This is a genomic window from Stenotrophomonas sp. NPDC077461 (assembly GCF_049545475.1).
Taxonomy (GTDB): domain Bacteria; phylum Pseudomonadota; class Gammaproteobacteria; order Xanthomonadales; family Xanthomonadaceae; genus Stenotrophomonas; species Stenotrophomonas nematodicola.
The window spans coordinates 604,380-617,890 of the sequence record NZ_JBMWDO010000001.1 but is presented as its reverse complement, the minus strand read 5'-3'; the positions used below and the strand labels follow the sequence as shown (position 1 = coordinate 617,890).

12 protein-coding genes are annotated in these 13,511 nt (G+C 67.1%); 1 reads left to right on the top strand and 11 read right to left on the bottom strand.

Going from position 1 to position 13,511, the window contains the following annotated elements; translation table 11 throughout:
• Positions 1–3 precede the first annotated feature (3 nt).
• The 11 genes from guaB to ndk form a co-directional block, all read right to left on the bottom strand.
• Positions 4–1,461 (bottom strand): IMP dehydrogenase, encoded by a 1,458-nt coding sequence (guaB, locus tag ACPEH8_RS02955; RefSeq protein ID WP_136003821.1) that lies wholly within the window; start codon positions 1,459–1,461, stop codon positions 4–6.
• A gap of 185 nt (positions 1,462–1,646) precedes the next feature.
• Positions 1,647–2,522 (bottom strand): bifunctional methylenetetrahydrofolate dehydrogenase/methenyltetrahydrofolate cyclohydrolase FolD, encoded by an 876-nt coding sequence (folD, locus tag ACPEH8_RS02950; protein ID WP_017355614.1) that lies wholly within the window; start codon positions 2,520–2,522, stop codon positions 1,647–1,649.
• Between the two features lie 138 nt (positions 2,523–2,660).
• Positions 2,661–4,487 (bottom strand): monovalent cation:proton antiporter-2 (CPA2) family protein, encoded by a 1,827-nt coding sequence (locus ACPEH8_RS02945; RefSeq protein WP_017355613.1) that lies wholly within the window; start codon positions 4,485–4,487, stop codon positions 2,661–2,663.
• A gap of 159 nt (positions 4,488–4,646) precedes the next feature.
• A complete protein-coding gene (gene moeB, locus ACPEH8_RS02940) occupies positions 4,647–5,786 on the bottom strand; it encodes a molybdopterin-synthase adenylyltransferase MoeB (RefSeq protein WP_136003819.1) in 1,140 nt (379 codons plus the stop codon).
• 126 nt (positions 5,787–5,912) lie between these two features.
• On the bottom strand, positions 5,913–7,310 hold the full coding sequence (der, locus tag ACPEH8_RS02935) for a ribosome biogenesis GTPase Der (protein ID WP_017355611.1): 1,398 nt from the start codon (positions 7,308–7,310) through the stop codon (positions 5,913–5,915).
• Positions 7,311–7,322: 12 nt separating this feature from the next.
• The gene (bamB, locus tag ACPEH8_RS02930) at positions 7,323–8,531 is read right to left on the bottom strand and encodes an outer membrane protein assembly factor BamB (protein WP_017355610.1); all 1,209 of its coding nucleotides are present in this window, start codon (positions 8,529–8,531) and stop codon (positions 7,323–7,325) included.
• Positions 8,531–9,169, bottom strand: coding sequence for a YfgM family protein (locus tag ACPEH8_RS02925; protein WP_153164236.1), 639 nt, complete (start codon positions 9,167–9,169; stop codon positions 8,531–8,533). Before ACPEH8_RS02925 ends, bamB begins: the two co-directional genes overlap by 1 nt.
• Positions 9,170–9,226: 57 nt before the next feature.
• Positions 9,227–10,081, bottom strand: a complete 855-nt coding sequence (locus tag ACPEH8_RS02920; protein ID WP_017355608.1) for a RodZ domain-containing protein — start codon at positions 10,079–10,081, stop codon at positions 9,227–9,229.
• Positions 10,082–10,087: 6 nt separating this feature from the next.
• Positions 10,088–10,885, bottom strand: a complete 798-nt coding sequence (gene pilW / locus ACPEH8_RS02915; RefSeq protein WP_026070707.1) for a type IV pilus biogenesis/stability protein PilW — start codon at positions 10,883–10,885, stop codon at positions 10,088–10,090.
• A complete protein-coding gene (gene rlmN, locus ACPEH8_RS02910; RefSeq protein ID WP_136003817.1) occupies positions 10,872–12,080 on the bottom strand; it encodes a 23S rRNA (adenine(2503)-C(2))-methyltransferase RlmN in 1,209 nt (402 codons plus the stop codon). The genes pilW and rlmN overlap by 14 nt, the downstream gene beginning before the upstream one ends.
• A 10-nt stretch (positions 12,081–12,090) precedes the next feature.
• Positions 12,091–12,516, bottom strand: a complete 426-nt coding sequence (gene ndk / locus ACPEH8_RS02905; protein ID WP_017355605.1) for a nucleoside-diphosphate kinase — start codon at positions 12,514–12,516, stop codon at positions 12,091–12,093.
• 323 nt (positions 12,517–12,839) lie between these two features.
• Between ndk and ACPEH8_RS02900 the strand changes: the two genes are divergently transcribed.
• Entirely contained in the window at positions 12,840–13,502 is a 663-nt protein-coding gene (locus ACPEH8_RS02900) for a TetR/AcrR family transcriptional regulator (protein ID WP_017355604.1), read from the top strand.
• The last annotated feature ends 9 nt before the right edge of the window (positions 13,503–13,511 follow it).

The window sequence follows — 13,511 nt, the reverse complement described above, 5'->3', positions numbered from 1 at the left end:
GCATCAGGCGCGGTAGTTCGGCGGCTCTTTGGTGATCTGCACGTCGTGGACGTGGCTCTCGCGCTGGCCGGCGCCGCTGATCTTGACGAACTTCGGCTTGCTGCGCATGTCTTCGACCGTGCCGCAGCCCACGTAGCCCATCGTGGCGCGCAGGCCACCCATCAACTGGTGGATGATGCCGCCGACCGGACCGCGGTACGGCACGCGGCCTTCGATGCCTTCCGGCACCAGCTTGTCGGCGCTGGAGGCGTCCTGGAAGTAACGGTCCTTGGACCCCTTCTCCATCGCGGCCAGCGAGCCCATGCCGCGGTAGCTCTTGTACGAGCGGCCCTGGAACAGCTCGGTCTCGCCGGGCGATTCCTCGGTACCGGCGAGCAGGCCGCCGATCATGATGGTCGAGGCGCCGGCAGCCAGTGCCTTGCCGATGTCGCCCGAGTAGCGGATGCCGCCATCGGCGATCAGCGGGATGCGGTCCTGCAGCGCTTCGGCGACCAGGTCGATCGCAGTGATCTGCGGCACGCCGACACCGGCGACCACGCGCGTGGTGCAGATCGAGCCCGGGCCGATGCCGACCTTGACCGCGTCAGCGCCGCTGTCCAGCAGCGCCAGCGCGGCTTCGCCGGTGCAGATGTTGCCGCCGACGACCTGTACGTTCGGGAAGTTCTTCTTGACCCAGCGCACGCGGTCCAGCACGCCCTGCGAGTGGCCGTGCGCGGTGTCCACCACCAGCACGTCCACGCCGGCGGCGACCAGCGCTTCGACACGGCGATCGGTATCGCCGCCGACGCCGACCGCGGCACCGACCAGCAGACGGGTCGCGGTGTCTTTGGCGGCGTTGGGGTAGTCGGTGTTCTTCTGGATGTCCTTGACGGTGATCAGCCCGCGCAGGGCGAAATCATCGTTGACCACCAGGATCTTCTCGATGCGGTTGCGGTGCAGCAGCTGCAGCACTTCGTCCGACGCGGCGCCTTCCTTGACCGTGATCAGTCGATCCTTCTTGGTCATGATGTGGCGGACCGGGTCGTCCAGCTCGGTCTCGAAGCGCATGTCGCGATGGGTGACGATACCCACCAGCTGGCCACCGCCATCCACCACCGGCACGCCGGAAATGTTGCGCGCCTGGGTCAGCGCCAGCACGTCGCGGATGGTGGTTTCCGGGCCGACGGTGATCGGGTCGCGGATGACGCCGGCCTCGAACTTCTTGACCTGGGCCACTTCGGCGGCCTGCTGTTCGACGGTCAGGTTCTTGTGGATGATCCCCATGCCGCCGAGCTGGGCCATCGCGATGGCGAGGCGGGCTTCGGTGACGGTGTCCATCGCTGCCGAGAGGATCGGGAGCTTCAGCCGCAGGTCGCGGGTCAGCCGCGTTTCGAGGCTGACATCCTTGGGCAGGATCGTGGAGTGTGCGGGGACGAGCGAGACGTCGTCGTAAGTGAGTGCTTCAGCCTGGATGCGCAGCATCGGCATACCCGAGATGTGGGGAAGCGCGACATTTTACCCTGATTCTGGCCCGATGGGCAGGGGGCGGATGCGACGCTGTGTCGCGCCCGCGAACAGCGTTCACGTAGTGCCGGGCGGGTCCGGCCGCCGTTTGCAGGGGTCCCTCAGCCGGGCAGAGCCCGGCTCTACCGGTGCCGCCGTCCGGATCAGAAGGCTTCTGCCGCCTCGATGGTGTTCTGCATCAGGGTGGCGACGGTCATCGGCCCCACGCCGCCCGGGACCGGGGTGATCCAGCTGGCGCGCTCGGCAGCGGCCTCGAAGCCGACGTCACCGACCAGGCGGCCGTCGTCCAGGCGGTTGATGCCCACGTCGATGACCACTGCGCCCGGCTTGACCCACTCGCCTGGCACGATGCCCGGGCGGCCCACGGCCACCACCAGGATGTCGGCATTGCGCACGGACTGCTCCAGCACGTCCTTGGGAGTGAACTTGTGGCAACTCGTGACGGTGCAGCCGGCGATCAGCAGCTCCAGCCCCATCGGGCGGCCAACGTGGTTGCTGACGCCCACGATGGTGGCGTTGCGGCCGCGCACCGGCTGGTCGGTATGGCCCAGCAGCGTCGTGATGCCCCGCGGGGTGCACGGGCGCAGGCCGAATTCACGCAGCGCCAGGTGGCCGACGTTTTCCGGGTGGAAACCGTCCACGTCCTTGCGCGGGTCGATGCGGTGGATCAGGCGGCTGGCATCGGGGATGCCCGGCAGCGGCAGCTGCACCAGGATGCCGTGGATCTTCGGATCGGCGTTGAGCTGGTCGATCAGGGTCAGCAGCTGGGCTTCGGTGGTCCCGGCCGGCAGGTCGTAGTCGAACGCCTCGATGCCGACCTTCTCGGCGGCCCGGCGCTTGTTGCGCACGTACACGGTCGAGGCCGGGTCGCCCCCGACCAGCACCACCGCCAGGCCGGGCCGGCTGCCGCCGGCGGCCAGGCGCGCGTCCACGCGCACCTTCAGGCTGTCCAGCAGGTCTTCGGCGATGCGGCGTCCGTCCAGGATGCGGGCGGAATGGCGGGGGGCGGAATCGTTCATCGAATGCGGGGGCATGGCGGCGGCGGGGAACGTATTGTCCCTGATTTGCCCGGATCGCGTCGCCCAGCCGCCGGCCGGCTCCGCAACACCACCGATTGTCCCGGAAGTCGCCCATCGGCCGGCACTACGCATCGCGCGTCATTCCTCTTCGGGTACCTCGTCCGCATTGAGGGTGCGTGCCTTGCGCCTGGGCGCGGTGAACGGGGTCGGCGTGGGCACGCCGGGCAGCGCGGTACCGAACACCATGTGCGCGCCGGCGCGCAGGTCGCCACCGGCCATCTCCAGCTCGAAACGCTCGGCGTCGCGCTGACGGATCTGCTCGGCGATGTCGCGCGCGTCATCTTCCTCCGCGCCCAGCTCGACCAGCGCGGCCTGGCCGAACAGCAGCGCCGATTCGAAGGTCTCACGGATCTGGAAGTCCACGCCGGCATGGATCAGCCGCAGCGAATGCTCACGGTCAAACGACCGCACCAGCAGCTTGGCCTGCGGGAACTGGTGGGCCACCAGCTCGACGATGCGGTCCGCGTCCTGCGCACTGTTCACGCACACCGCAATGGCACGCGCGGTGGCCGCGCCGGAGGCGTGCAGCACATCCAGGCGGGTGCCGTCGCCGTAGTAGATTTTGAAGCCGAAACGCTCTGCGTTGTGGATCATGTCCACATCGTTGTCGATGATGGTCACGTCCACGTCGCGCGCCAGCAGCGACTGGCTGGCCACCTGGCCGAAGCGGCCAAAGCCGATCAGCAGCACGCTGCCGGACAGGCCGTCGGCCGCTTCCACGCCGTCCAGCGACACCGCACGGGCCGGCATCAGCGTGTCGTGCAGCAGCACGAACAACGGGGTGAGCGCCATCGACAGCACCACGATCGCGGTGAGGTTGGCGTTGACCTCCACGCCGATCACGCCGGCAGCCGCGGCGGCCGAGAACAGCACGAACGCGAACTCGCCGCCCTGCGCCATCACCACGCCACGATCCAGCGCCTGGTGGTGGTCGCTGCCCAGGATGCGCGCCACGGTGTAGATGCACACTGCCTTGGCCAGCATCAAGGCGAGCACGCCGGAGAGGATCAGCGGCCAGTTGTTGGCCACCACGGTCAGGTCCAGCGCCATGCCCACGCTGAGGAAGAACAGGCCCAGCAGAATGCCGCGGAACGGCTCGATGTCCGCCTCGATCTGATGACGGAAAGTGGATTCGCTGAGCAGCACGCCGGCCAGGAACGCGCCCATCGCCATCGACAATCCGCCCAGCTGCATCAGCAGCGCGGCGCCCAGCACCACCAGCAATGCGGCGGCGGTCATGACTTCGCGCGCCTTGGCGGCGGCCAGGATGCGGAACAGCGGATTGAGCAGGAACCGCCCTACCAGCACCAGGCCAACGATGGCACCGGCAGCGATGCCGACGCTGACCCAGCGCGACGCACCGCCCACCTCGGCATGCACCGGCGCCATCAAGGCGACCACGGCCAGCAACGGCACGATCAGCAGGTCTTCGAACAGCAGGATCGACACGATCTTCTGGCCCGACGGCAGCGCGATGTCTCCACGTTCGGCCAGCAACTGCATCACCACCGCAGTGGAGGTCAGCACGAAGCCGGCTGCACCGATGAACGCCACCGGCAGCGGGAAGCCGAACAGCATGCAGACGCCGGTGAGCACCGCGCCGCAGACCACGATCTGCAGGGTGCCCAAGCCGAAGATTTCCTTGCGCAGACTCCACAGGTGCGACGGCCGCATTTCCAGGCCGATCACGAACAGGAACATCACCACGCCCAGTTCGGCGGTATGCAGGATCGCCTGCGGATCGGAGAACCAGCCAAACCCGAACGGACCGATCGCCAGACCGGCGGCGAAGTACCCCAGCACCGAACCCAGCCCGAGCCGGCGGAACAGCGGCACCATCACCACCGCCGCGCCAAGCAGCGCGACCACTTTTACCAGCTCACTGGCCCCTGCTTCCACCGCCATGCGGATGTTCCCCGGACTACCTAGATGCCCCCACGATAGGGCAAAGCGTTTGCACGCAATAGCGCGCGGGGTGCGTTGATTTGTACTGAAAACAGAACAATGCCCCGCATGGATGGCAGGATCATCCTATCGACAGCGCTGCCGGCGATTGACCAGCCTTCAGACGCTGCTGCAGAACGCGGCGTAATCGATGTACCCGGGAAACGCACGGCCCGGCGCGCACAGCGGGCAGTCGGGGTCCGGTGGCAGCCGTGTTTCGCGGAAGCGCATCGCCAACGCGTCGAACGACAGCAGCCGGCCGACCAGGGAGTCGCCGATGCCCAGCAGGAGCTTCAGGACCTCGGTGGCCTGCAGCAGCCCGACCATGCCCGGCAGCACCCCGAGCACGCCGGCCTCGGCGCAGTTCGGCGCAGAACCGGGCGGCGGCGGCTCCGGGAACAGGCAGCGATAGCACGGTGCGACGCCCCGCTGGCGGCCCGCGTCGAACACGCTGACCTGGCCGGTGAAGCGCTCCACCGCGCCGTAGACCAGCGGGATGCCGTGGCGGATGCAGGCATCGTTGAGCAGATAGCGCAGCGGGAAATTGTCCGAACCGTCCAGCACCACGTCCACCCCGTCGAGCAGCGCATCAACTGTGGCGGACGTCACCCGCAGCTGTACCGCGTCCACGTCGAGATGGGGGTTGAGCGCCAGCAGCCGTTCGCGCGCGGACAGCACCTTGGGCGTGCCGACGCTGGCATCGGTATGCAGAATCTGCCGGTGCAGGTTGCTGCGCTCGACCACGTCGTCATCGGCGATGCGCAGGTGCCCTACCCCGGCGGCGGCCAGGTAGAAACTGGCCGGCGCGCCCAGCCCTCCGGCCCCAAGCACCAGCACGCGCGACGCCAGCAGCCTGCGCTGCCCGTCGACTCCCACCTGCGGCAACAGAAGGTGGCGCGAATAGCGCTCGTTGAAATCGCGCTCGGCATCGCTCTGCAGCGGTTGCACCAGCGGCAGGCCGTCGGCACGCCAGGCGGCGGTGCCGCCGTGCACGGAGGCGATACGGGTATAGCCGAGACCAGCCAGGGTGGTGGCGAGGTCCAGGGAGCGCCTGCCGCTTTGGCAGATCAGCACGACCTCGCGGTCCAGTACCGGCAGGTGCGTGGCCGGTGCGCGCTGAAGGTCGCCCCGGGCGATGCCAAGCGCGCCTTCGGCCATGCCGGTGGCGCGCTCATGCGCGTCGCGGACGTCGATCAGCAGTGCGCCGTGGGTGAGGCGTTCGCGGGCCTGGGCGGGGGTGATCTCGGGGACAGTGCTCATCTGTGCATTATCGCGCAGACCTCCCGGTGCAGTCGGGTCCTGCCGCGCCGTGCGCGGTTTGCCGGCCAGCGGCCCGCCCCAACCCTGGAATGCGGAAGAGCCGGCTTGCGCCGGCTCTTCATTGCATCACTTGCCTTTGACGTGCTTGATCAGGCGACGCTTGCGCTTGATCTGACGTTCGGTGAGCACGTTCTTCTTGCCTTCGTAGGGGTTTGTCCCCTCGCGGAAGATGAACTGCACCGGGGTACCGACAAGTTTGAAGCGCTTCCGGAAGAAGTTCTCCAGGTAGCGCTTGTACGACTCCGGCAGATCCTTCAGGCGCGTACCGTGCACGATGAAGGTCGGCGGATTGGAGCCGCCCGGATGCACGTAGCGCAGCTTGGACACGTGGCCGCGGATGGCCGGCGGCGGGTTGGTCTCGTAGGCCATCTCCAGCGCCTTGTTGACCTCACTGGTGCTGAACTCGTGCGTGGCCGACGCATGGGCGGCATGGATGCAACGGAACAGCTCGCGCAGTCCCGAGCCATGCTTGGCCGAGATGCGCACCACTTCGGCCCACGGCACGAAGCCCAGCTTGCGCGACACCAGCGCTTCGGCCTGCTCGCGCTGGTAGTCGGTCAGCCCGTCCCACTTGTTGATCGCCACGACCAGGGCGCGGCCGGCATCAAGCACCGCACCCAGGACGCTGGCGTCCTGGTCGGTCACGCCTTCGGCGGCGTCCAGCATCAGCACGGCCACCTGGCACTGCTCGATCGCCTGCAGCGTCTTGATCACGCTGAATTTTTCCACCACCTCTTCCACGCGCGCCTTGCGGCGCAGGCCAGCGGTGTCGATCAGCCGGTACTCGCGACCATCGCGCTCCATGTCCACCGCGATCGAATCGCGGGTGGTCCCGGGCACTTCGGAGGCGATCATGCGCTCCTCGCCCAGCAGGCGATTGACCAGCGTCGACTTGCCCACGTTCGGACGGCCGACGAAGGCAATGCGGATGCGGTTCGGGTCGTTGTCCAGCGTTTCGGTGGTGCCTTCCTCCGGCAGCCGCTCGACGACTTCATCGAGCAGATCGTCCAGGCCCTGGCGATGCGCAGCCGACACGGTCAGCATCTCGCTGAAGCCGTAGCGGGCGAACTCCGAACGCACCGTGTCCTCATGCGTACCGTCGATCTTGTTGATCAGCAGCAGCGTCGGACGCGACAGTTTGCGCAGCCAGGACAGGATCTCGTCATCCAGGGCGGATGCGCCTTCACGGGCATCGACCACGAACAGGATCAGGTCCGCCTCGGCGGCGGCGGCGCGGGCCTGGCGGGCGGTAGCACCGGCCAGACCTTCTTCTTCACCGGCGATACCACCGGTATCGACCACCAGGAACGGGTGGTCTTCATTCAGACGACAAACACCGTAATTACGGTCCCGGGTCACGCCGGGCTGGTCATGGACCAGCGCATCGCGCGTACGGGTGAACGCATTGAACAGCGTGGACTTGCCGACATTCGGCCGTCCAACCAGGGCGACCAAGGGCAGCATCGCGGTAACTCCTTATTGTGCCAACCGGAATGCGGTCAGCTTTCCATCAACGTTCTGCACCAGCAGAATCCCATCGGCAGCTACCGGCTGCGCCAGCAGGGCGTCGCCGCCACTCTTGGCGCGCGCCGCGAACTCACCATTGTCGGTACGCAGCCAGTGCAGGTACCCCTTGTAGTCACCGACCACAACGTAATCCCCCTGCACGACCGGACCGGTCAGCGAGCGACGGGCCAGGCCGGTCTGCGACCACATGGCCGAGCCGCTGGCCTTGTCCAGGCCGAACACGCCGCCCTTGTTGTCCGAGACGAATACATTGCCCGAGGTCACCGCCAGCCCACCCGCGCCGCCGTGATCGCGCGACCACAGCGGACGGCCGGTCGGGCCTTCGATCGCCATCGTCTGGTTCTTGAAGCTGTTCACGAACAGGGTGTTGCCATCCAGCACCGGCGCGCCATCGACGTCGGCCATGCGCTCCAGCTCGGTGCGGCCTTCCGGGGTACCCACCATCTGGTCCCACACGGTGCGGCCGTCCTGCATGGCCAATGCCGCCACGCTGCCATCGTCGTTGCCGATGAACAGCACGCCCGGACCGGTCACCACCGGCGCGTTGCCGCGCACGGTCAGGGCCGGCAGCTCGCGCGGGTTGAACCAGCGCTGGGTACCGTTGCCGGCATCCAGGGCGGTCACGCGGCCATCGTTGCTGCGCACAAACACCATGCCCTGGCCCACGGCCGGCGCGGAAATCACTTCACCCGGCACCTTGGCGCGCCACTTCTCGCTGCCATCGTTGGCGTCCAGCGCGATCACCTGGCCGTCCAGCGTGCCGATCACCACCAGGCCTTCGCCGACACCCGGGCCGCCAGACAGGCGCAGCTTGGGCTTCTTCTTTTCCTTGGCCGGCTCGTAGGTCCAGACCTTCTTGCCGGTCTGCAGATCGATCGCATGCACGCCACCGGAAATGGCGGCCGCGTAGACCCGACCATCGGCAACCACCGGGCCCTGGCGGACGCCGATGCGCTTCTCGCCCTTGCCCACGTTGACCGACCACAGCTTGTCGACCTTGACGGTCGGCTCGAACTTCACCAGTTCCGCCGGTTCCAGCGCCTTCTTGGCCGCCGCGTCCTTGCCGGCGAACCAGCCCTTGACGGTGGAGCAGCCCGACAGGGCCACACCCAGCAGGACTACCGTGGCAACGCGCTTGATCATGACCATCTGGTTCATTACACCGACTCCGCAGGATCGGTGACGGTGCCACCGGCATCCATCACTTTGGTTTCCAGCAGACGCCGCTGCGGCGCTGCCACGTCCAGCGTCTTGAGCGCCTTCTCATACTGTTCGCGGGCCGCATCACGCTTGCCCTGCACCATCAACGCGTCACCGTGGATCTCCAGGCTGGCGCTGTCGGCTGCGCTGCCCAGCAGCTTGATCGCTTCATCGCTTTTGCCGGTTGCCACCAACAGGCGCGCGACGCGCTGGTCGATCACCGGCTTGAACTCGGCGTCGGCGCTGATCGCGCGGAGGGTCGCCAGGGCGGCCTCGTCCTTGCCCGCATCCACCTGCGCCTTGGCCAGCTGCAACGCCGCCAGGTCCGCATAGATATTGGCCTTGCCGCCTTCAAGCGTCTTCACGCCCTTGGCCGCCTCGTCCAGATTCTTTTCTTCCAGGCTCTTGAGCACGGCCTGGTAAGCGACGTTGGCATCGGCCAGCGAGTTGCTGTGCCGGGCCTGCCATTCGTTCCAGCCCCAGATGCCGGCGATCGCAATGGCGACACCGGCCAGGATGCTGAGACCATTCTTCCGCAGCCAGCTGCGGACGCGTTCACTTTGTTCGTGCTCGTCGAGCAGATCGTCGATCGCCATGCGTACTCTCGCCCCGCCCGTCAGGAGGAGCTGGTTGAATTGGATTGGGAACGCGACTCAGTGTGAAACCGGAGCCACGGAGCCGTCAGAGGATACCGTAAAGCGTGCCACGTTGGCTCGCTGGTACGGCGAAAGGTCGACGATAGTGCCGCCCTGCTGAACCTCGACCGCCGACGCGTTGCCCAGCACCATGCGGGCCACCTGGCCCGGCGTGAAGCTGCGGGTTTCGCCGGACTTCACCAGCGCCTTCTCGACGGTAGTGCCATCGGGAGCGGCGATATCGACCCAGCTGTCGCCCTTGAACTGCAGGGTCAATGCGCCGGCCGGCGCGGCCGCACTGGCCGGACGCGGCACGGGGGTCAGCGACGCCAGATACGGGGCCGCCGGCTTGGGCGGTTCCGAGCTGACCGGGGCCGGCGCGGCGGGCGGCGTGTCGCCCCCTGCCACGGGAACCGCTGCCGGAATGACATCCAGCGAGGCGGTATTGGGGGTGTTGGCGGTCCCGTCGAAATGGCCGCGGGTGGCAAACCACACCGGCACGGCCAGCACGGCGGTGATGCCGACATAGAGCGCCCGGCGACCGAGGCTCTCGGCGATCCGGCGCGCCCGCGGGGTATGCGTGTGGCTGACCAGCTGCGGCGGCACCACCGGCCCGATATGGGCCTGCTCGAGCAGGTCGTTGATGTCGACCTTGAGCAGACGGGCGTAGCTGCGCAGCTGGCCACGGACGAACACCGGCGCGCCCAGGCGCTGCCATTGCTCCTCTTCGAGCGACCGCACCACCTGCACCGGCATGCGCAGTTGCTGACCCACCGATTCGAGCGTCAGTCCGGCCGCTTCGCGCGCCTGGCGGAGTCGAGCTCCGGACCCGGTCACAGTGTCGAAAGCGTTCACAGTCTGGTCATCAATCACAATGCTTCAACCCCGGGGATTAGGAGCCGCATCCTGCGGAAATTCGTTGCGAATTCGCTGCAGATAGCGACTGGATGCCGCGTTGTCGCCAAGCTGCACCTCGATTTGTGAGGCAAGTTGTAACACGGAACGTGTGGCCGGTGCAGCCGCAAGACGCCGTTGCGAGAAGGCCCGGGCCTCGAAAAAACGCCCGCGGGCGAACTCGCTGCGGGCCATCGACTCCAGCGCATAGGCATTGGTCGGTTCCAGCTGTACCGCGGCGCGGAGGTCACGCTCGGCGCGCTCGGGCTGCCCGGCATCCAGTGCGCACCCCCCGGCATTGGCCAGGGCCGACGCCGGCGTGGCGTACCCGGGGGCGGCCAGGGCTCGATCGAACCACTCCAGGGCGGCGGCGGGCTGGCCGTGGGTGCACAGCCAGGCACCATAGTTGTTCAGGACGTCGCCACGGCTGGGCGCCACGTCGGCGGCCTTGCGGTAGTGGCTGCCCGCAGCGACGTCATCGCCCCGGCTGCTGGCGATCTGGGCGAGCAGCATGTACGCCTCGGGACGCGACGGGTCGATCTTCACTGCCGCCCGGGCCTTCTTGTCGGCCACATCCAGGCCGCCGGCGCGCAGCGCCTCGGAGGCCAGAACGACCTGATCCTGGTAGCCGACCCGCTTGCGGGTGGCGGGGTCGTCGCGGACTTCATAGACCGGCGCGACGGGCAACTGCCCGGCCGGGTGTCGGGCGCCATGTCTGCCGCAGCCGGCCAATGCCAGCGCGCAGAGAACAACGGCTGGCAATCGGCAATCAGGCAGCGGCATCCCGGTCTTTCCCGTCCTGCAGCAATGTCTTGTTGAATTCCGCCTGGCGGCGCGTGCGATCCATCACCTGCCCCTTGAGCTGGCCACAGGCGGCATCGATGTCGTCGCCGCGGGTGCGCCGGACCATCGTCAGTACCTGGGCGTCGAGCAGGATCTTCTGGAACGCGCGGATCTCCGTCTCCCCGGAGCGCTCGTAGCGGGTACCCGGGAACGGATTGAACGGAATCAGATTGACCTTGCCAGCGTGCGAGGTCTGCACGGCGTTGTCGAACTGCCGCATCAGCCGCGCCAGCTGACGCGCATGCTCGGGCTGGTCGTTGATGCCCTTCATCAGGGTGTATTCGAACGTCACCGACTCACGGCGCTTGTTGGCGCGCAGGTAACGCGCACAGGACGCCATCAGGTCGACGATCGGGTACTTCTTGTTGAGCGGAACCAGCGTCTCGCGCAGCGCATCGTTCGGCGCATGCAGCGACACCGCCAGCGACACATCGCTTTCGGCCGACAGGCGGTCGATCTGCGGCACCAGGCCGGAGGTCGACAGGGTCACGCGCTTGTTGGCCAGGCCATAGCCCAGATCGTCGCGCATCACGCTCATGGCGCGCACGACGTTGTCGAAATTCATCAACGGCTCGCCCATGCCCATCATCACCACATTGGTGAGACGACGCTGCTTGTGCGGAATATTGCCCAGATGGCGCGCCGCCACCCACACCTGGCCGATGATCTCGGCGGTGGACAGGTTGCGGTTGAAGCCCTGGGTGGCCGTCGAACAGAAGGTGCAGTTCAGCGCGCAGCCAACCTGCGAAGACACGCACAGCGTGCCGCGGTTCTTGTCCGGGATGTACACCGCTTCGATGGCGTTCTTGCCATCGGTGCCCATCGCCAGCAGCCACTTGTGGGTGCCATCGGCGGAGGGCTTGTCGAACACGATGTTGGGAACGCGGACCTCGGCATGCTGCTGCAGCTTGGCGCGCAGCGCCTTGCCAAGGTCGGTCATCTGATCGAAATCGGTGACGTAGTGGTGGTGGATCCACTTCATCACCTGGTGGGCACGGTAGCGCGCTTCGCCGAGGGTCTCGGCGAAGAAGCGCTCCAGACCCTCGCGATCGAGGTCGAGCAGGTTCTGCTTGGCCACAGCCGGACCCGGGACGAGTACGGATGGGATGGCGGTAGGCTGTACGACCTCGTTCACGGCATCACTCTCAGCGCGAAACGACGTCGGTCGCGGCGAAGAAGTAGGCGATTTCGATCGCGGCGTTCTCGACCGAGTCCGAGCCGTGGGCGGCATTGGCATCGATGGATTCGGCGAAGTCGGCGCGGATGGTGCCTGCAGCGGCTTCCTTCGGATTGGTGGCGCCCAGCAGGTCGCGATGGGCCAGCACGGCGTTCTCGCCTTCCAGCGCCTGGATCATCACCGGGCCGGAGATCATGAACTCGACCAGCGCGTTGAAGAACGGACGCTCGCGGTGCACGGCGTAGAAGCCTTCGGCTTCGCGGCGCGACAGCTGCTTGTACTTGGCAGCCACGACCTTGAGCCCGGCCTTTTCGAAGCGGGCGTAGATTTCACCGATGACGTTCTTGGCGACGGCGTCCGGCTTGATGATGGAAAGGGTGCGCTCCAGCGCCATGGGAAGTACTCCGTTGGGCGGGCCACTGATCGGCCCGAGGTTAGCATGAAAAAAACCCGCGTCAAAACGCGGGCTTAGCCTGATATACGTGAGGCGATTCTAACGTGTAACCCGGCGGCGCGGTAGTGCCGGGCCCCGCCCCGCACCCCCTTGAACCACAGGCCGGCCCGTCGCGTTCAGCGTGGTGGAAAGGCAAAAGGCGTCGCCGGACAGGGGGTTGACCGGGATGAACGGATGCCCACCCCCATTGTGCGTCGCACAATGCCAGCGTGCGGCCATCGGTCTAGTATCAAACAATCGTTTGATTGAACCTGCCCCGCCTCATGGCCAAACCCGCTCACTTCTCCACCAAGGACCGCATTCTCGGCGCCGCCGAGGAGCTGTTCGCCCAGCACGGTTTTGCCGGCACCTCGCTGCGCCAGGTCACCAGCCAGGCCGACGTCAACATCGCCGCGGTCAACTACCACTTCGGCTCCAAGGAAAACCTCGTCAACGAGGTGTTCCGGCGTCGCATGGATGAAATGACCGCCGCCCGCCTGGCGCAGCTGGAGGCGGCCCGTCGCGAGTCCCCCGGTGAACTGCGCCCGGTGCTGGCCGCCTTTGTCGAACCGGCCCTGGCAATGGCCCAGGACCGCCAGACCGGCGGCGCGTTCGTCCGCGTGATCGCCCGGGCCTACGCCGAGAAGAACGACAACCTGCGCAAGTTCCTCTCCGACCACTACGGCCACGTCCTGCGCGACTTCGGCAAGGCGATTGCCGCCTGCGTCCCCGGCCTGAGCAAGGAAGAGCTCTACTGGCGCCTGGACTTCCTGGCCGGGTCGCTGACCTACGCGATGGCCGACTTCGGCCTGATCAAGCGACCCGCCGGTGTCACCGAAGCCGCGCATCGTGCCCATGCGGCACGCGAACTGATCCACTTCGCCGAAGCCGGGTTCCGCGCCAGCGCAACCCGCGATGCTTCGACGACGCCTCTTTCCACCCCGTAGCGCCGGGCG

Coding starts and splice junctions, on each gene's coding strand:
- guaB (WP_136003821.1), bottom strand. CDS start 1,461: ATGCTGCGCATCCAGGCTGAAGCACTCACTTACGACGACGTCTCGCTC.
- folD (WP_017355614.1), bottom strand. CDS start 2,522: ATGAACGATTCCGCCCCCCGCCATTCCGCCCGCATCCTGGACGGACGC.
- ACPEH8_RS02945 (WP_017355613.1), bottom strand. CDS start 4,487: ATGGCGGTGGAAGCAGGGGCCAGTGAGCTGGTAAAAGTGGTCGCGCTG.
- moeB (WP_136003819.1), bottom strand. CDS start 5,786: ATGAGCACTGTCCCCGAGATCACCCCCGCCCAGGCCCGCGAACGCCTC.
- der (WP_017355611.1), bottom strand. CDS start 7,310: ATGCTGCCCTTGGTCGCCCTGGTTGGACGGCCGAATGTCGGCAAGTCC.
- bamB (WP_017355610.1), bottom strand. CDS start 8,531: ATGAACCAGATGGTCATGATCAAGCGCGTTGCCACGGTAGTCCTGCTG.
- ACPEH8_RS02925 (WP_153164236.1), bottom strand. CDS start 9,169: ATGGCGATCGACGATCTGCTCGACGAGCACGAACAAAGTGAACGCGTC.
- pilW (WP_026070707.1), bottom strand. CDS start 10,885: ATGCCGCTGCCTGATTGCCGATTGCCAGCCGTTGTTCTCTGCGCGCTG.
- ndk (WP_017355605.1), bottom strand. CDS start 12,516: ATGGCGCTGGAGCGCACCCTTTCCATCATCAAGCCGGACGCCGTCGCC.
- ACPEH8_RS02900 (WP_017355604.1), top strand. CDS start 12,840: ATGGCCAAACCCGCTCACTTCTCCACCAAGGACCGCATTCTCGGCGCC.